The sequence below is a fragment of the Streptomyces sp. NPDC006997 genome (assembly GCF_040635175.1).
In the GTDB taxonomy this organism is placed as follows: domain Bacteria; phylum Actinomycetota; class Actinomycetes; order Streptomycetales; family Streptomycetaceae; genus Streptomyces.
Genome location: NZ_JBEYHH010000029.1, coordinates 49,406 through 68,434 on the forward strand (window position 1 = coordinate 49,406; position 19,029 = coordinate 68,434).

At 71.0% G+C, this 19,029-nt stretch carries 12 protein-coding genes; 9 read left to right on the forward strand and 3 right to left on the reverse strand.

Features of this window, described 5'->3' with window-relative positions:
• Positions 1 to 106 precede the first annotated feature (106 nt).
• The 6 genes from miaA to hflX all read left to right on the forward strand — a co-directional run bounded on the left by miaA (position 107) and on the right by hflX (position 8,427).
• Positions 107 to 1,045, forward strand: coding sequence for a tRNA (adenosine(37)-N6)-dimethylallyltransferase MiaA (miaA, locus tag ABZ659_RS26190; protein WP_360224490.1), 939 nt, complete (start codon positions 107 to 109; stop codon positions 1,043 to 1,045).
• A gap of 107 nt (positions 1,046 to 1,152) precedes the next feature.
• Positions 1,153 to 1,680: a hypothetical protein gene (locus ABZ659_RS26195; protein WP_360224492.1), complete on the forward strand. Its 528-nt coding sequence runs from the start codon at positions 1,153 to 1,155 to the stop codon at positions 1,678 to 1,680.
• 63 nt (positions 1,681 to 1,743) lie between these two features.
• Positions 1,744 to 2,622 carry a diaminopimelate epimerase gene (gene dapF, locus ABZ659_RS26200; protein WP_360224494.1) on the forward strand — a complete coding sequence of 293 codons (879 nt, stop codon included), beginning with the start codon at positions 1,744 to 1,746 and terminating at the stop codon, positions 2,620 to 2,622.
• A 264-nt stretch (positions 2,623 to 2,886) separates the two neighbouring features.
• Positions 2,887 to 5,064, forward strand: coding sequence for an HD domain-containing protein (locus ABZ659_RS26205; RefSeq protein WP_360224496.1), 2,178 nt, complete (start codon positions 2,887 to 2,889; stop codon positions 5,062 to 5,064).
• A 79-nt stretch (positions 5,065 to 5,143) separates the two neighbouring features.
• Positions 5,144 to 6,688 carry a M1 family metallopeptidase gene (locus tag ABZ659_RS26210; RefSeq protein ID WP_360224498.1) on the forward strand — a complete coding sequence of 515 codons (1,545 nt, stop codon included), beginning with the start codon at positions 5,144 to 5,146 and terminating at the stop codon, positions 6,686 to 6,688.
• A gap of 245 nt (positions 6,689 to 6,933) precedes the next feature.
• Positions 6,934 to 8,427, forward strand: coding sequence for a GTPase HflX (gene hflX, locus ABZ659_RS26215; protein WP_360224500.1), 1,494 nt, complete (start codon positions 6,934 to 6,936; stop codon positions 8,425 to 8,427).
• 68 nt (positions 8,428 to 8,495) lie between these two features.
• Here hflX and ABZ659_RS26220 read toward each other — a convergent pair whose 3' ends face one another.
• Positions 8,496 to 9,713, reverse strand: a complete 1,218-nt coding sequence (locus ABZ659_RS26220) for a hypothetical protein (protein ID WP_360224502.1) — start codon at positions 9,711 to 9,713, stop codon at positions 8,496 to 8,498.
• A 174-nt stretch (positions 9,714 to 9,887) separates the two neighbouring features.
• Positions 9,888 to 11,105 carry a hypothetical protein gene (locus ABZ659_RS26225; protein WP_360224504.1) on the reverse strand — a complete coding sequence of 406 codons (1,218 nt, stop codon included), beginning with the start codon at positions 11,103 to 11,105 and terminating at the stop codon, positions 9,888 to 9,890.
• A gap of 585 nt (positions 11,106 to 11,690) precedes the next feature.
• Here ABZ659_RS26225 and ABZ659_RS26230 point away from each other — a divergent pair.
• On the forward strand, positions 11,691 to 13,682 hold the full coding sequence (locus ABZ659_RS26230; RefSeq protein ID WP_360224506.1) for an ATP-dependent DNA helicase: 1,992 nt from the start codon (positions 11,691 to 11,693) through the stop codon (positions 13,680 to 13,682).
• Between the two features lie 205 nt (positions 13,683 to 13,887).
• On the opposite strand, the gene lexA is transcribed toward ABZ659_RS26230, so the two are convergent.
• Positions 13,888 to 14,667, reverse strand: coding sequence for a transcriptional repressor LexA (gene lexA, locus ABZ659_RS26235; RefSeq protein WP_360224508.1), 780 nt, complete (start codon positions 14,665 to 14,667; stop codon positions 13,888 to 13,890).
• A gap of 668 nt (positions 14,668 to 15,335) precedes the next feature.
• Between lexA and nrdR the strand changes: the two genes are divergently transcribed.
• Together nrdR and ABZ659_RS26245 are read left to right on the forward strand one after the other, a co-directional pair.
• Positions 15,336 to 15,887 (forward strand): transcriptional regulator NrdR, encoded by a 552-nt coding sequence (gene nrdR, locus ABZ659_RS26240; protein WP_360224510.1) that lies wholly within the window; start codon positions 15,336 to 15,338, stop codon positions 15,885 to 15,887.
• A 164-nt stretch (positions 15,888 to 16,051) separates the two neighbouring features.
• Positions 16,052 to 18,946: a vitamin B12-dependent ribonucleotide reductase gene (locus tag ABZ659_RS26245; RefSeq protein ID WP_360224512.1), complete on the forward strand. Its 2,895-nt coding sequence runs from the start codon at positions 16,052 to 16,054 to the stop codon at positions 18,944 to 18,946.
• Positions 18,947 to 19,029: the final 83 nt, after the last annotated feature.

Genomic DNA, 19,029 nt, shown 5'->3' on the forward strand with positions numbered 1-19,029 from the left:
CCAGTCCGAACCGGCAGCGAGAACCTCGCAACGGGCAACGAGACCGGACGCGCGCTGTCACGTAACTCGTTCGAGGGCGCGGGCGGAGGTTTGGGAGACTGGTGCCGTGAGCAGCGCAGCCCCCGCCCCCCGAGTCATCGCCGTCGTCGGACCGACCGCGGCCGGAAAGTCCGATCTGGGCGTCTTCCTCGCCCGGAAACTCGGCGGCGAGGTCGTCAACGCGGACTCCATGCAGCTCTACCGTGGGATGGACATCGGAACCGCCAAGCTGACGCCCGCCGAGCGTGGCGGCGTCCCCCATCACCTGCTGGACGTCTGGGACGTCACCGTCACGGCGTCCGTCGCCGAGTACCAGCGGCTCGCGCGGGAGCGCATCGACGCCCTGCTCGCGGCCGGGCGCTGGCCCGTCCTCGTCGGCGGCTCCGGGCTCTACGTCCGCGCGGCCGTCGACAACCTGGAGTTCCCCGGCACCGACCCCGAGGTCCGGGCCCGCCTGGAGGAGGAACTCGCGCTGCGCGGCTCCGGCGCCCTGCACGCCCGCCTCGCCGCCGCCGACCCGGAGGCCGGACGGGCGATCCTGCCCGGCAACGGCCGCCGGATCGTCCGCGCCCTGGAAGTGATCGAGATCACCGGCCAGCCCTTCACCGCCAACCTCCCCGGCCACGACTCCGTCTACGACACCCTCCAGATCGGCGTCGACGTGGCCCGCCCGGAACTGGACGAGCGCATCGCGCGCCGGGTCGACCGGATGTGGGAGCGGGGCCTCGTCGACGAGGTGCGCGCACTGGAGGCGCAGGGCCTGCGCGAGGGGCGTACGGCGGGCCGCGCGCTCGGCTACCAGCAGGTACTCACGGCACTCGCCGGGGAGTGCACCCTGGAGGAGGCCCGTACGGAGACCATCCGTGCCACCAAGCGCTTCGCGCGCCGCCAGGACTCGTGGTTCAGGCGCGACCCGCGCGTGCATTGGCTGAGTGGGGCCGTGACGGACCTCCCGGAACTTCCGCGACAGGCACTGACGTTGGTCGAACGACCGGTTACAGCCTGATCACGTCATGGCATCGGGACGCTCCGGCCGTCATCGGGGCCTGTGGTGCCGTGCCATCATCGACCTTCGATCGACCAGTGGAGTCCAAGTTGGGAGGGCGCGTGGCGATGGAGGCCAGCCCTCGCGACACCGCACAGGAAACGGCGCAGGACGCCGAGCACGTCGACGTCGCCCCTGCGGCGGACGGTGACGGACCCGGGCGGGACGACGACCGTCTGACCCCTGACGGGCCGGACGACACGCACGACGGCGTGACCGCCGACGGCCCCGAGCCGGACGAGATCTTCGTCGGCGGGCCCGAGGTCGAGGTCGAACTGCGGCCGCAGCGCCGGATGCGGATCTGGCAGCTCGCGCCGATCGTCGGCCTGGGCGCGCTGGGCTCCCTGATGTTCGCCTTCCCGCTCGCCTTCGACTTCGGCGACAGCGGGGCCATGATCGCGATGCTGGGCCTGCTCATCTGCTCCTGCGCGGCGGGCTGGGGCATGATGGCCGCCCGCAGGGTGGGCTACACCTGGCCCGGCCTGCCCCAGCGCGGCTCCGGCCGCCGCCTGGACTGGCGGGTCGTCGTCGCGTACGTCGTGATGGTGGCCGCGGTGGTCGTGCTCGCCGTGTGGCGCGTGGCCCGCCTGCGCTGACCGGCCGCCGCCGGACCGCTCCGCGGCGCGGTCGCTGTCGTACCCACCCCGTACGATCGAGGAATGAGCACGCGGATCGCCTTCCTCAAGGGGCACGGCACGGAGAACGACTTCGTGATCGTCCCGGACCCCGAGAACACCGTCGACCTGCCCCCGGCCGCCGTCGCCGCCCTGTGCGACCGCCGCGCGGGCATCGGCGGTGACGGGCTGCTGCACGTGGTGCGGTCCGCCGCCCACCCGGAGGCCCGGGAGATGGCGGCCGAGGCGGAGTGGTTCATGGACTACCGCAACGGTGACGGCTCCGTCGCCGAGATGTGCGGCAACGGCGTACGCGTGTTCGCGCGCTACCTCCAGCACGCCGGGCAGGTCACCGAGGGGGACCTCGCCGTCGCCACGCGCGGGGGCGTCAAGGCGGTGCACCTCGCCAAGGACGGCGACATCACCGTCGGCATGGGCAGGGCGCGGCTCCCCGAGGGCGACGTCACCGTGCGCGTCGGCGGGCGCAGTTGGCCCGCGGTCAACGTCAACATGGGCAACCCGCACGCGGTCGCCTTCGTGGCCGACCTGGCGCAGGCCGGGGACCTGCACGAGGCGCCGCCGTTCAGCCCGGCCTCGGCCTACCCCGAGGGCGTCAACGTCGAGTTCGTGGCCGACCGCGGCCCCCGGCACGTGGCGATGCGCGTGCACGAGCGCGGCGCCGGCGAGACCCGCTCCTGCGGCACCGGCGCGTGCGCCGTGGCGGTCGCCGCCGCCCGCCGCGACGGCGCCGACCCGGCCGCCACGGGCGTCCCCGCGACGTACACCGTCGACCTTCCCGGCGGACGCCTGACGATCACCGAGCGGCCGGACGGCGAGATCGAGATGACCGGTCCCGCGGTGATCGTCGCCGAGGGCGAGATCGACGCGGAGTGGCTAGCGGACGCCGTGCGCGGCAGAGCCTGAGGGCGGGCGGGACGGCCCGTCGGCCCGGCGCGGACCGCATGGGAGTTCGGCCCGCGGCCTTTCCGTGGCACGACAGAACGGTCGTAAACGTTCAAACCTTCGCTCGAATGGGTGATCCGTTTCACGCTCGGCGAGAGGCGGTCAGTCGCACGTGATGGGCTCGGTAGCATCAAGCACCGGCCCGGACGGGGGAGAAGTCGCCATCTCCTGAGCCGTGTCCGCCATGGGGCACCGCGTCCGCCGGTCCAGCAGCCGGAGGTGCCCATGAGTGCGGAGGCCACGAACCCAGCGACCCCGGGCCCCGTGGTGCCAACAGCCCCCCGCAGGCGGGCTCGGCCACGACTTGATCTGCGCCGTCTGGGCCGCGCCGCGCTGCTCGGCCCCGGCGCCCGCGACCGGCTGCCCGACGCCATCGGCCACGTCGTCGACGCGCACCGCGCCCACCACCCCGACGCCGACCTGGAACCGCTGCGCCGCGCCTACGTCCTGGCCGAGTCCTCGCACCGCGGCCAACTCCGCAAGAGCGGCGAGCCGTACATCACGCACCCGCTCGCCGTCACCCTGATCCTCGCCGAACTGGGCGCTGAAACGGTGACGTTGACCGCCTCCCTGCTCCACGACACCGTCGAGGACACCGACGTGACCCTGGATCAGGTGCGGGACGAGTTCGGCGAGGAGGTCCGCTACCTCGTCGACGGCGTCACGAAGCTGGAGAAGGTCGACTACGGCGCCGCCGCCGAGCCCGAGACCTTCCGCAAGATGCTCGTCGCCACCGGCAACGACGTCCGCGTGATGTCGATCAAACTCGCCGACCGGCTGCACAACATGCGCACCCTCGGCGTGATGCGCCCCGAGAAACAGGCCCGCATCGCCAAGGTCACCCGCGACGTCCTCATCCCGCTCGCCGAACGCCTCGGCGTCCAGGCCCTCAAGACCGAACTGGAGGACCTGGTCTTCGCGATCCTCCACCCCGAGGAGTACGCGCACACGCGCGAGCTGATCGCCGGGAACGCGGCACGCGCGGACGACCCCCTCACGGCGATCGCCGAGGAGACGCGCGCCGTCCTGCGCGAGGCCGACATCCCCGCCGAAGTCCTCATCAGGCCCCGGCACTTCGTCTCCGTACACCGCGTCTCCCGCAAGCGCGGACGGCTGCGCGGCGCCGACTTCGGGCGGCTGCTGGTGCTGGTGAACGAGGACGCCGACTGCTACGGCGTACTGGGCGAACTGCACACCTGCATGACGCCGGTCGTCTCGGAGTTCAAGGACTTCATCGCCGTCCCCAAGTTCAACCTCTACCAGTCGCTGCACACCGCCGTCGCCCGCCCGGACGGCCAGGTCGCCGAAGTCCTCATCCGCACCTACCAGATGCACAAGGTCGCGGAAGCGGGCGTCGTGGCGCTCGGCAACCCGTACGCGCCCCCCGTCTCCGACGAGCCGGGCGACGACGAGCGCGCCGACCCCACCCGGCCCGGCTGGCTCTCCCGCCTCCTCGACTGGCAGCGCGGGGCCCCCGATCCCGACACGTTCTGGTCGACCCTGCGCGAGGACCTCGCCCAGGACCGGGAGATCACCGTGTTCCGCCCCGACGGCGGCCACCTCGGCCTGCCCGAGGGCGCGACCTGCGTGGACGCCGCGTACGCGCAGTACGGCGAGGACGCGCACGCCTGCATCGGCGCCCGCGTGAACGGCCGTCTGGCGACGCTCAGCACGGTGCTCCGGGACGGGGACACCGTCCAGCTCCTCATGGGGCAGGACCCGGCCTCCGAGCCTTCCCGGGAGTGGCTGGAGCACGCCCACACCCCCGCCGCGCGGATCGCCATCCAACGCTGGATCGCGACGCACCCGACCACCGCGGACCCGGCGACCACGGAGCCCCCTGGGGTGCGGACCGGCACGGACGACGCGGCGACCGCCAGCGGACACGCCTCGCAGGCCGGGCGGCCCGACGCGCCCCCCGCCCCCCGCTCCGCCTCCGCCAGCGCGACGGTGGAGCTGCCCGGCGCCAGCGTGCGCCTCGCGCGCTGCTGTACCCCCGTACCACCCGACGAGGTCACCGGCTTCGCCGTACGCGGGGGCGCGGTGACCGTGCACCGCGTGGGGTGCGCGGCGGTGGCGCGGATGAAGAGCGCGGGGCGCGCGGAGGTCGGTGCGCGCTGGGAGGAGCCCACCACGGACGGCACGACCGGCTGTCGGGTCACCCTCTTCGCTGAATCGTTCGGCCGCCCGCACCTGCTGGCCGACCTCACCGAAGCCATCGCCCTCCAGGGCGCCGAGATCGTGTCCGCCACCGTGGAACCCCCCAGCCAGCAACGGGTCCGCCACACCTACACCCTGCAACTCCCCGACGCCGCCCTGCTGTCCGCCCTGATGCGCGCCATGCGCAACGTCCCCGGGGTGTACGACGTGAGCCGCGCGCAGCACCCGGTGTCGGCCTCCTGACCCGGCCCGCCCACCTCGTTCGGGTGCGCTCGGCGCGCGTCGTCGCCGTGCGGTACGCGCGCGCTGATAGCCGTGGGACATGCTGCTCACCTCCCGTACCGGGCTCCGCACGTCCTCCCGACGGCTGAAGGCGGCGCTGCTCGCCCCGGCCGTCGCCGCCTGCCTCGTCGCCGCGAGCGCCCCGCCGACGCCGCTGGGCGTGGGCGACGCGCTCTTCCCGCACCTCGGCAACCCGGGGTACGACGTGGCGTCGTACGACCTCGCCTTCACCTACTCCGGCAGCAACAGCGAGCCGCTCCAGGCGGTCACCACCATCGAGGCCTGGACCACGGCCTCGCTGGACCGTGTCAACCTGGACTTCGGCCGTGGCGAGGTCCGCTCGGTCGAGGTCAACGGGCTGCCCGCCGAGTACGCCGAGGCGGGGGAGGACCTGGTGGTCACGCCCCCGACCTCGCTGCCGGAGGGCAGCTGGATGCGGATCACCGTGCGGCACACCAGCCATCCCGTGCCTCCGAAGGGCGGCCGGGGCGGCGGCTGGGTGCGCACCGCGGACGGTCTCGCCATGGCCAACCAGGCCGACGCCGCGCATCTGGCGTTCCCGTGCAACGACCACCCCTCCGACAAGGCGATGTTCACCATCCGGGTCACCGCCCCACAGGGCTACACGGCCGTCGCCAACGGACTGCGCAGCGCTCTGAACCGGGCGGGCAAGGCCACCACCTGGACGTACCGCACCCAGCACCCCATGGCCACCGAACTGGCCCAGGTCTCCGTCGGCCGCTCCACCGTCCTGCGCCGCACCGGCCCGCGCGGGCTGCCGGTCCGCGACGTGGTGCCCACCGAGCACCGAGCGAAGCTGGAGCCGTGGCTGAAGAAGACGCCGGAGCAGATCGCCTGGATGGAGGAGAGGGTCGGTCCCTACCCCTTCGAGACCTACGGCGTCCTCATGGCCGACGCCTCCACCGGTTTCGAACTGGAGACGCAGACACTCTCCCTCTTCGAGACCGACCTGTTCACCGACGACGCCCTGCCCGAGTGGTACGTCGACTCGATCATGGTGCACGAGCTGGCCCACCAGTGGTTCGGCGACAGCGTCAGCCCCCGCACCTGGTCCGACCTGTGGCTGAACGAGGGGCACGCCACCTGGTACGAGGCGCTCTACGCCGACGAGAAGGGCGAGCGCACGCTCGACACCCGTATGAAGGCGGCCTACCGCGCCTCCGACCTGTGGCGGGCGGCGGGAGGACCGCCCGCCGCCCCCAAGGCGCCCGAGAACGGCGACCGGCTCGGTATCTTCCGCCCCAACGTCTACGACGGCGGCGCCCTGGTCCTCTACGCGCTGCGCCAGGAGATCGGGCACACCGCGTTCGAGCGCCTGGAACGGGCCTGGGTCAGCCGCCACCAGGACGGCACCGCCGCCACGGACGACTTCGTGCAGCTCGCCTCCGCCATCGCCGGACGCGACCTGAACGGCTTCATGAAGGGCTGGCTGTACGACGCGAAGACCCCGCCGATGCCGGGCCACCCGGACTGGAAGCCGGGGACACCCGCCGAGGGGTCGAAGGCGCGGCCGGGCGCCGCGCCGCACGCGGGTGCCCGGCACGGGGCGGCAGGCGGGCGATGACGGGCCCATGACCGGGGCATCCGCCGGGAGACGCGCCGGTGAACGGCCCGGCGATAACACGGTGACGAGACGGGGCGTTCCGTGCGACCATCGTCAGGTCGGCGGCGCGGTCCAGCCCCGCTCGGGCCACGGGCCGCGGGAATCCCCCGGGGCGCTCGTGCGTTGTGAGTGGTGACGGACCGGCTCCGGAGCCCGGCTCCGGCCCCCGTCGTCGCATACGGAATCCCCATCGACGTAAGGACCCAATGACCTCCTCTTCTTCCCCTTCCCAGGACACTCAGCGCGCCGCGCACACCTCCCCCGAAGGTCTTCGGGCCGATGCCCTGATGGAAGAGGACGTCGCCTGGAGCCACGAGATCGACGGAGAGCGGGACGGCGACCAGTTCGACCGCTCCGAGCGCGCGGCCCTGCGCCGCGTCGCGGGCCTCTCCACCGAGCTTGAGGACGTCACCGAGGTCGAGTACCGACAGCTCCGACTGGAGCGGGTCGTCCTCGTCGGCGTCTGGACCTCGGGGACCGTGCACGACGCGGAGAACTCCCTCGCGGAGCTGGCCGCCCTCGCCGAGACCGCGGGCGCGCTGGTGCTCGACGGGGTGACCCAGCGCCGTGACAAGCCCGACGCGGCCACCTACATCGGCTCCGGCAAGGCCCAGGAACTGCGGGACCTGGTGTTGGAGAGCGGCGCGGACACCGTCATCTGCGATGGCGAGCTGAGTCCGGGCCAGCTGATCCACCTCGAAGACGTCGTCAAGGTCAAGGTCATCGACCGTACGGCCCTGATCCTCGACATCTTCGCCCAGCACGCCAAGTCCCGCGAGGGCAAGGCCCAGGTCGCGCTCGCGCAGATGCAGTACATGCTGCCGCGGCTGCGCGGCTGGGGTCAGTCGCTGTCCCGGCAGATGGGCGGCGGCAAGGGCGGCGGCCTCGCCACCCGTGGCCCCGGCGAGACCAAGATCGAGACGGACCGGCGGCGGATCCGCGAGAAGATGGCGAAGATGCGCCGGGAGATCGCGGAGATGAAGACCGGCCGCGACATCAAGCGGCAGGAGCGCCGTCGCCACAAGGTGCCCTCCGTCGCCATCGCGGGTTACACCAACGCGGGCAAGTCCTCCCTGCTCAACCGCCTCACCGGCGCGGGCGTGCTGGTGGAGAACGCGCTGTTCGCGACCCTCGACCCGACCGTGCGCCGGGCCGAGACACCGAGCGGACGGCTCTACACCCTCACCGACACCGTCGGCTTCGTCCGGCACCTGCCGCACCACCTGGTCGAGGCGTTCCGCTCCACCATGGAGGAGGTCGGCGACGCCGACCTGATCCTGCACGTGGTGGACGGTTCGCACCCGGACCCGGAGGAGCAGCTCGCCGCCGTACGCGAGGTGATCCGTGAGGTCGGTGCCACCGGCGTACCGGAGATCGTCGTGGTCAACAAGGCGGACGCGGCCGATCCGCTGGTCCTCCAGCGGCTGCTGCGGATCGAGAAGCGGTCCCTGGCCGTCTCGGCCCGCACCGGCCAGGGTGTCCCCGAGCTGCTCGCGCTGATCGACAGCGAGCTGCCGCGGCCGAGCGTCGAGATCGAGGCGCTGGTGCCGTACACCCACGGCAAGCTGGTCGCCCGCGCCCATGACGAGGGCGAGGTGATCTCCGAGGAGCACACCCCGGAGGGCACCCTGCTCAAGGTGCGCGTGCACGAGGAACTGGCGGCGGAACTGACGCCGTACGCCCCCGCCTCGGCCGTCTGAGCCGGGTCTTCACGCAGGACGGCCCGCCCCTCACCGAGGGGCGGGCCGTCCTGCGTGGTGGTGTGCGGTCACTGACCGCCGTAGGTCTCGCTCATGTTCTCGTACAGCGCCTGCGCGTCCCGGCCCAGCTGGGGTCCGGCCAGCCAGGTGTTGTCCAGCGGGCCGATCGACGTGTTCGAGACCAGCTTGGTCTCACCGTCGACCACCCGGAACCAGCCGCCGCCGGAGGAGCCACCGGTCATGGTGCAGCCGATGCGGTACATCGTCGGCAGTGACGCGTCGAGCGACAGCCTGCCCGGCTCGTCCAGGCACTTGAACATCTTCAGACCGTTGTACGGCGGTGCCGCCGGGTAGCCCCAGGCGCCCATCTGCCCGGCCTCCGCCGCGGCCGGGGCGGAGAAGTCCACGTCCAGCGCCGCGCCGACGGTCTCCTCCAGCGACTTCGCGCCCTGCTCCGGCTTCACATGGAGCACCGCGTAGTCGTACGCCGCACCCGCGCCGCCGGACTCCGAGCCGCCCTCGATCCAGCCGTTCGAGGTCGCGGCCCAGTCCGCCCACCAGTTGCCGTAGGGGGCGATCTCCCGCGGGTTGGCGTCGGACAGCTCCGCCTCGGACTTGCCGAGGTCGTTGTAGGCCGGGACGAACGCGATGTTGCGGTACCAGCCGCCGCCCCCGCCCGCGTGCACACAGTGCCCGGCCGTCCACACCAGGTTGGACTTGCCCGGGTGGTTGACGTCCTTGACCACCGTGCCCGAGCAGACCATCGAGCCCTCGGGGGAGTCGAAGAAGATCTTGCCGACCGGTGCCGCGTTCTCGTGGTACGGCGTCCGCTCGGCCTCCGCCTCGACGGGCGCGGGCTCCGGGTCGCTGACGTCCTGGACCGCGGACGCGTCCTTGACCGACATCGTCTTGTCGGCCTCCTCGGCGGCCATCATCCGCTCCGGCTTCCAGAGGCCCTCGATGACCGGGTTGACGAAGTCCTTGGCCTCACTGAGCCACTTGTCCTTGTCCCAGTCCTTCCAGCCGCCGTCCTTCCAGTCGTCGACGTCGATGCCGTGCTCCTTGAGCCGGTCCTGGAGGTCGGCCGGGATCTGGAGCTTGCCGTCGCCGCCGTCCGCCGCCCCGGACGCCGAGGCCGCCGGGCCCGGGTCGCCGTCGGCGGTGTCCTCGTCGGAGCCGCCGCAGGCGGTGGCGGTGAGCGCGAGCGCGGCGACGAGACCGGCCGCGGCGAGCAGCCGACGCCGCCTCCCGCCGAGCGCGGCGAAGGACGCAGATGGTGAACGCATGGTGTGATAACCCCCGTGGAAACGCTTGCTTGAACGCGTTGGTGTCACGTTGTCGATGTCGTCGTTGGTGTCATGTTCTTGCTGGATCAGGGTGCCGTGCGGGCCGGGGCCGAACGGCGGCGGGACGGTGAGGCTTCGCGTGAGACACCCGCCGCCGCGCCCCCTACCGGACGGTCACTGGCCCGCGAACTTCTTGCTGACCGAGTCGAAGACGCCCTCGGCCTCCTCGCCGAGCCGGGGACCGGCCAGCCAACCCGCGGTGACCGGGCCGATCGAGGTGTTGGACACCAGGGCGGGCTTGCCGTCCGACCCGGTGGCCACCCAGCCGCCGCCGGACGAACCACCGGTCATCGTGCAGCCGATGCGGTACATCGTCGGGTCCGTCTCGTTCAACGACAGCCGCCCCGGCTTGTCCTGGCACTGGTACAGCGTCTGACCGTCGTACGGCGGCGCCGCCGGATACCCGGTCGCCGTGAGGCTCTCGATCTCCGGCACGGCCGGGGCGTTGAACTCCACCGGCAGCGCCGAACCGACCGTCTCCTCCAGCGACTTGCCCCCGGCTCCCTCCTCCGGCGTCACATGCAGCACCGCGAAGTCGTACGGGGCACCGTCACCGCCGGTCGCGCCGCCCTGCTCGATCCACTGGTCAGAGGTCTGCGCCCAGTCGCTCCACCAGACACCGTACGGAGCGACCTCCTCCTTGGTGGCGCTCGCCAACTCCTCGGTGGACAGGCCCGAGTCGTTGTACGACGGCACGAACGCGATGTTCCGGTACCAGCCGCCGCTCTTGCCCGCGTGCACACAGTGGCCCGCCGTCCAGATCATGTTCGACTTGCCCGGGTGCGCCGGGTCCTGGACCACCGTGGCCGAGCAGACCATCGTGCCCTCGGGGGAGTCGAAGAGCACCTTGCCCGCCTCGGGCGCGTTGGCGTGGTACGACGCCGGAACGGCCTCGGCCTCCACCGGTGCCGGAGTCGGGTCGGTCACGCCCTGGTCGCCGGAGATGTCGTCGTCGACCTCCTGCTCGGGCGGCTCCTCGGCGTCCCGCATCCGGTCCGGGTCCCAGAGCCCCTCGATGACGGGGTTGATGAAGTCGTCGGCCTCACGCAGCCAGTCGTCCTTGTTCCAGTCCTTCCAGGCGCCGTCCCGCCACTTGTCGATGTCGATCCCGTGCTCCTTGAGCCGGTCCTTGATGTCGTCCGGCAACTGGAACTTGTCGTCGGCCCCCGCCGCCGCGGACGCCACCGCGTCGACGTCCGTGTCGTCCGACTCGCACGCGGTGGCCGTCAGCGCGACCGCCGAGACGAGCGCGACCGCGGCCAGCACGGGGGACGTTCTGCGGCGTGTGCCCCTGACCCGGCGAGCGGTGAACGACGGCCGTATGGATCGCATGGTGTGACTCCCCCTGGGGTGAACGGTCTCGGCGCTGCGGCCGTGATCCCCGCGGCAACCCGGCACCGCGCGGCACCGAACCCGCCAGGACCACCAGTGCCTGGGAACGGTCCCCCACACTATGCGTTCGCTGTGGGTGACTGCCGACGGAACGGCAACGGTTCGGCTACAAGGCTTCTGACCTGGCAATTGTCCGCAGTTCGGCGGTCTTTGCCGAAGTGATGTCCTTTCATGTCGGTGGGGCGGAGGGCGAGAGGTGAGGTGTGCTGTCGCCGTTGCGAGACCGCGGCTCCGACTTGCGGTCCACTCATGACGGAAGGCATGGACACTGATGAGACGGATGCGCCTCGCGGTCCCGTTGTCACGTGCCGCGATCGCGCGTTCACTTCTGGTACACCGCTCGGGGCGCTTCGGTTCCCACTGCCGCGGATCTTCTTCCGGCCGCGGGGAGCGGTTGCCCCCGGGCGAATCCCTGACGCGACCCGCCCCAACCCGATCAGCACTCGTCAAAAGCGGTCTTGATCCAACCCCTCCGCCACCGACGATCACCCGTTTGTCAGTGCCTGGTCGTAGGGTGGTCGCGCTATGACGAAGCCCTCACTCCCTGAACTCCTGCACGCTGCCGTCACCGCCGTCGGCGGCACGGAGCGCCCCGGCCAGGTGACCATGGCCGAAGCCGTCGCGGAGGCGATCGACGACGGCTCGCATCTGCTGGTCCAGGCCGGCACCGGCACCGGAAAGTCGCTGGGCTACCTGGTGCCCGCGCTCGCGCACGGGGAGCGGGTCGTCGTGGCGACCGCGACCCTGGCCCTCCAGCGCCAGCTCGTCGAGCGGGACCTGCCGCGCACCGTCGACGCCCTCCACCCGCTGCTGCGCCGCCGCCCGGAGTTCGCGATGCTCAAGGGCAGATCGAACTACCTCTGTCTGCACCGTCTGCACGAAGGCGTCCCGCAGGACGAGGAGGAGGGCCTCTTCGACCAGTTCGAGGCGGCCGCGCCGACCAGCAGACTGGGGCAGGACCTGCTGCGCCTCCGTGACTGGTCCCAGGAGACGGACACCGGTGACCGGGACGGCCTCACCCCCGGCGTCTCCGACCGCGCGTGGGCACAGGTCTCCGTCTCGTCGAGGGAGTGCCTGGGCGCCTCGAAGTGCGCCTACGGCGCCGAGTGCTTCGCCGAGATGGCCCGTGAGCGGGCCAAGCTGGCCGAGGTGGTCGTCACCAACCACGCCCTGCTCGCGATCGACGCCATCGAGGGCGCCCCCGTGCTGCCGCAGCACGAGGTGCTGATCGTCGACGAGGCGCACGAACTGGTCTCACGGGTCACCGGCGTGGCCACCGGCGAGCTGACTCCCGGCCAGGTCAACCGCGCGGTGCGCCGCGCCGCCAAGCTCGTGAACGAGAAGGCGGCCGACCAGCTCCAGACCGCCGCCGAGGGCTTCGAGCGGTTGATGGAGCTGGCACTGCCGGGCCGTCTCGAAGAGATCCCCGAAGATCTCGCCTACGCCCTGATGGCGCTGCGCGACGCCTGCCGCACGGTGATCTCGGCCATCGGCTCGACCCGCGACAAGTCCGTCCAGGACGAGGACGCGGTCCGCAAGCAGGCGCTCGCCTCCGTGGAGACCGTCCATGACGTGTCCGAGCGGATCGTGAACGGCTCGGAATGGGACGTCGTCTGGTACGAGCGCCACGACCGCTTCGGCGCCTCCCTGCGCGTCGCCCCGATGTCCGTCTCGGGCCTGCTGAGGGAGAAGCTCTTCACCGACCGTTCCGTGGTGCTGACCTCGGCCACCCTGAAGCTGGGCGGTGACTTCAACGGTGTGGGCGCGTCCCTGGGACTCGCTCCCGAGGGGACGGAGGGCGACGACGTCCCGCAGTGGAAGGGAGTCGACGTCGGCTCCCCCTTCGACTACCCCAAGCAGGGCATCCTCTATGTCGCCCGGCATCTGTCGCGGCCCGCGCGGGACGGCGACCGGGCGGACATGCTGGACGAACTGACGGAACTGATCAAGGCGGCGGGCGGCCGGACCCTGGGGCTGTTCTCCTCGATGCGGGGGGCCCAGCTCGCCGCCGAGGAGCTGCGTTCACGTATCCCCGAGTTCCCGATCCTCCTCCAGGGCGAGGAGACCCTCGGTGAGCTGATCAAGAACTTCTCCGCCGACCCGAAGACCTGCCTGTTCGGCACGCTCTCGCTCTGGCAGGGCGTCGACGTCCCGGGCCCCAGCTGCCAGCTGGTCGTGATGGACAAGATCCCCTTCCCGCGTCCCGACGACCCCCTGATGAGCGCCCGCCAGAAGGCCGTGGAGGAGGCCGGAGGCAACGGGTTCATGGCGGTGGCCGCCACCCACGCGGCCCTGCTGATGGCCCAGGGTGCCGGTCGCCTCGTCAGGGCTTCGGGGGACCGGGGCGTGGTCGCCGTACTGGATCAGCGCCTGGCCACGGCCCGCTACGGCAGCTACCTCAAGGCATCCATGCCCGACTTCTGGTACACGACGGACGGCCACCAGGTCCGGAAGTCCCTGGCGGCCATCGACGCGGCGGCACAGAAGGCGGAGAGCGAGAAGGCGGAACACGACTGAGAGGGCGGACGAGGGACTGACAGGGAGCTGGCGGCGGCGCGTGCGACGTAACACCGCCACCGCCCCCCTCGGTCACGGGGTCGTTGGCCAGGAGCGCGGCCAGGCTGCCCGGCGGCCGGGACACGCGCACGGCAGGACCCCGGAACCGGCGCAGGGGTCCCGGGGCCTGGTCTGGGAGCGGGTCGCTGACCCGCCGGTCGTGGCGTCAGACGCGCCGCAGAACGGCCACCACCTTGCCGAGGATGGTCGCGTCGTCGCCCGGGATGGGCTCGTATGCGGCGTTGTGCGGGAGGAGCCAGACATGGCCGTCCTCGCGCTTGAACCGCTTGACGGTGGCCTCGCCGTCCAGCATGGCAGCCACGATGTCGCCGTTCTCGGCGACGGGCTGGCGGCGGACGGTGACCCAGTCGCCGTCGCAGATCGCGGCCTCGATCATGGAGTCACCGACGACCTTCAGCACGAACAGCTCACCGTCGCCCACCAGCTGCCGGGGGAGCGGGAAGACATCCTCGACGGACTCCTCGGCGAGGATCGGGCCACCGGCGGCGATCCGGCCGACCAGCGGGACGTAGGACGCGGCGGGCTTGCCGGCGGTGTCCGTGGGCTGCGCGGCGGCGGCCTGGTCGGAGCCACGGACCTCGTACGCGCGCGGGCGGTGCGGGTCGCGACGCAGGAAGCCCTTGCGCTCCAGTGCCATCAGCTGGTGTGCCACCGAGGACGTGCTCGACAGGCCGACCGCCTGGCCGATCTCGCGCATCGACGGCGGGTAACCGCGCCGCTGCACGGAGTCCCTGATGACCTCGATCACCCGGCGTTGCCGGTCGGTGAGTCCCGAGCTGTCCGCTCGGATGCCTGGAGGTCGGCCCGGCAGGGAGCGCTTGTGTCCCTCGGGATTCGCGGTCTCGTTCATCACATGCACCGGCTCAAGTCGGCCCTGGGAGCGGTCCTGGGCGGTAATGGTGGCACTGTCTGCGGTGGTGGTCACGTCGGCCCCTCTCGATGGTCTCCCTGCTGGACAACGGTAGTAGCTTTCGAAAGGTTGCGCCAAACACACGTTCGAGTGAAAAAACGCGAATCACCTGACGTGATCTTGTGTCCAGGTGTATGGCTGGCGCGGTGTCGCGCAGACAAAGGGGCTCGTTGCTGTACGCTTCACCGCCGAGGCGGCGCCCCTGTAGGGGTGCGCCCCCAGTCTGCCATCAGGCATCCCGTCAACCGGGCACCGGCCCTCGCCCGCGCGGAAGATTCTGCGCGAGAGTCCCACGCCTCTTCCCGGTGGCGCTCACGGTATCTCCGTAAGTGCCGCCGCGGTGCGCCCGCGCGGCTCCGGGTTCGTGGTGTCGGTCCCTGGCCCCTGCCGGGCGGCAGCCGATCCGGTCGCCCACGTGGTCCGGCCACGGGGTGCTGCCCGCCCGCGTGCCCCGTGTGGTCGTACGCCACTCGTGCTCAGGGCTTACGCGCGCGCGACACGCGCGGCAGGTGTGGATGTACGGGCCAATCCCCACATCTAGTGGTTGGATGGCATCAGCAACCCAGTAGTTGTGGTCCCCCGGGTCTTGAGGTCTAGATCGATCGCCTATGCTGGTGGCTGCTTCGAGGGGCCCATGTGGCCCAGCGAGGCTATTGAGTCTGCTGTGAGGAGGGTTGGAGACCATGCACTGCCCCTTCTGCAGGCACTCCGACAGCCGCGTCGTCGACAGTCGTACGACCGACGACGGCACGTCGATCCGCAGGCGCCGCCAGTGCCCCGACTGCTCCCGTCGTTTCACGACCGTGGAGACGTGCTCGCTCATGGTGGTGAAGCGGTCCGGAGTCACCGAGCCCTTCAGTCGCACCAAGGTCATCAACGGCGTGCGCAAGGCATGTCAGGGACGGCCTGTCACCGAGGACGCGCTCGCCCAGCTGGGCCAGCGGGTCGAGGAGGCGGTGCGGGCCAGCGGAAGCGCCGAGGTGGCCGCGCACGAGGTGGGGCTGGCCATACTCGGCCCCTTGCAGGAACTGGACCTCGTCGCGTACCTGCGGTTCGCCTCCGTCTACCGGGCGTTCGACTCGCTCGAGGACTTCGAGGCCGCGATCGCGGAACTGAGGGAACACACGGGACGCCCCGCCACGGACGACGAAGACGTGGCCGACGGGGGCCAGCGAGACGACCGCGGACCCGGGGGGACCGGGCAGGTCCCCGAGCCCGCGGGCGCCGCCGACTGACCGGCGGGCCGGGACCGCGCGAGACGTGCGGGCCCGGTCGGGCGGCGGCGATCGAAGACCTGTCGCGGGCGGCGGCCAGAGGGTGCCCGCGACACCAGACAGAACACCGTGCCACGGGAACATCGGGGCACTTCAGGGCGTTTCAGCCCGTACAGGGAGGCGGCATGACAGAGACGGCGAGCGGTCCGGCACGAGGTTCCCGGGCGAAGGGCACCAAGGCCACCAAGGGACTGCGTATCGAGCGCATCCACACCACCCCCGGCGTGCACCCGTACGACGAGGTGGCCTGGGAGCGTCGTGATGTCGTCATGACCAACTGGCGCGACGGCTCGGTCAACTTCGAGCAGCGTGGCGTCGAGTTCCCCGACTTCTGGTCGGTGAACGCGGTCAACATCGTCACCAGCAAGTACTTCCGTGGTGCACTCGGCACCCCGCAGCGCGAGACCGGCCTCAAGCAGCTGATCGACCGCATCGTGAAGACGTACCGGAAGGCGGGCGAGGACCACAGGTACTTCGCGTCTCCCGCCGACGCGGAGATCTTCGAGCACGAACTGGCGTACGCCCTCCTGCACCAGATCTTCAGCTTCAACAGCCCTGTCTGGTTCAACGTCGGCACCACCCAGCCGCAGCAGGTCTCCGCCTGCTTCATCCTGTCCGTCGACGACTCCATGGAGTCGATCCTCGACTGGTACAAGGAAGAGGGCATGATCTTCAAGGGCGGTTCCGGCGCAGGCCTGAACCTCTCCCGGATCCGCTCCTCCAAGGAACTGCTGTCCTCCGGCGGCAACGCCTCCGGCCCGGTCTCCTTCATGCGCGGCGCCGACGCCTCCGCGGGCACCATCAAGTCCGGCGGTGCCACCCGCCGCGCCGCCAAGATGGTCGTCCTCGACGTGGACCACCCGGACATCGAGGACTTCATCGAGACCAAGGTCAAGGAGGAGGAGAAGATCCGCGTCCTGCGCGACGCGGGCTACGACATGGACCTGGGCGGCGACGACATCGCGTCCGTCCAGTACCAGAACGCCAACAACTCGGTCCGGGTGAACGACGAGTTCATGACGGCCGTGGAGCAGGGCGGCCAGTTCGGGCTGCGCGCCCGCATGACCGGCGAGGTCATCGAGGAGGTCGACGCCAAGTCGCTCTTCCGCAAGATCGCGGAAGCGGCCTGGGCCTGCGCCGACCCCGGCATTCAGTACGACGACACCATCAACACCTGGCACACCTGCCCCGAGTCCGGCCGGATCACCGCGTCGAACCCGTGCAGCGAGTACATGCACCTGGACAACACGTCCTGCAACCTGGCCTCGCTGAACCTGATGAAGTTCCTGAAGGACGACGGCGAGGGCCACCAGTCCTTCGAGACCGAGCGCTTCCAGAAGGTCGTCGAGCTGGTCATCACCGCGATGGACATCTCCATCAGCTTCGCGGACTTCCCCACCCAGAAGATCGGCGAGAACACGCGCGCGTTCCGCCAGCTCGGTATCGGCTACGCCAACCTGGGCGCCCTGCTGATGGCGACCGGCCACGCCTACGACTCCGACGGCGGACGCGCCCTCGCCGGTGCCATCACCTCCCTGATGACGGGCACGGCCTACCGCCGCTCCTCCGAACTCGCCGCGGTCGTCGGCACGTACGACGGGTACGCCCGCAACGCCGACGCCCACAAGCGCGTCATGAAGCAGCACGCCGACGCCAACGGCAAGGCCGTCCGCATGGACGACCTGGACACCCCGGTCTGGGCCGCCGCCACGGAGGCCTGGCAGGACGTGGTCCGGCTCGGGGAGAAGAACGGTTTCCGTAACTCCCAGGCGTCCGTCCTCGCACCGACCGGCACCATCGGTCTGGCGATGTCCTGCGACACCACCGGTGTCGAGCCCGACCTCGCGCTGGTCAAGTTCAAGAAGCTGGTCGGCGGCGGCTCGATGCAGATCGTCAACGGCACCGTCCCGCAGGCCCTGCGCCGCCTGGGGTACCAGGAGGAGCAGATCGAGGCGGTCGTCGCCCACATCGCCGAGCACGGCAACGTGATCGACGCTCCCAGCCTCAAGCCCGAGCACTACGAGGTGTTCGACTGCGCCATGGGCGAGCGTGCCATCTCCCCGATGGGTCATGTCCGCATGATGGCCGCGATCCAGCCGTGGATCTCCGGCGCCATCTCCAAGACGGTCAACATGCCGGAGACGGCGACCGTCGAGGAGGTCGAGGAGATCTACTTCGAGGCGTGGAAGATGGGCGTCAAGGCGCTCGCGATCTACCGCGACAACTGCAAGGTCGGCCAGCCCCTCTCCGCCAAGAAGAAGGAGCCGGCGGAGGAGAAGGCCGAGGCCCCGGCGGCCGTCGAGCCCTCCAAGGTCGAGAAGGTCGTCGAGTACCGTCCGGTCCGCAAGCGGCTCCCCAAGGGCCGTCCCGGGATCACCACGTCCTTCACGGTCGGCGGTGCCGAGGGCTACATGACCGCCAACTCCTACCCGGACGACGGCCTCGGCGAGGTCTTCCTGAAGATGTCCAAGCAGGGCTCGACCCTCGCGGGCATGATGGACGCCTTCTCCATCGCCGTCTCGGTGGGCCTCCAGTACGGCGTGCCGCTGGAGACGTACGTCTCCAAGTTCACCAACATGCGCTTCGAACCGGCCGGTATGACGGACGACCCGGACGTGCGGATGGCGCAGTCGATCGTCGACTACATCTTCCGCCGCCTGGCGCTGGACTTCCTGCCCTTCGAGACGCGTTCGGCTCTCGGCATCCACTCCGCCGAGGAGCGTCAGCGCCACCTGGAGACCGGTTCCTACGAGCCGCTCGACGACGAGGACATGGACGTCGAGGGCCTGGCCCAGTCGGCGCCCCGGCAGACCGACCTGAAGGCCGTCGCCACCCCCAGGGCCGAGGTCGAGGCGGCCAAGCCCGCCCCGCAGGAGGCCCACACCAGTGCCGAACTGGTGGAGATGCAACTGGGCATCCAGGCGGACGCCCCGCTGTGCTTCTCCTGCGGCACGAAGATGCAGCGGGCCGGTTCCTGCTACATCTGCGAGGGCTGCGGCTCGACCAGCGGTTGCAGCTGACCCGCTGCCGGGCTGACCGCCCGACGGGTGGTGTCCCGTAGTACCTGAGGAGGAGGGCACCGGCCATGTGCCGGTGCCCTCCT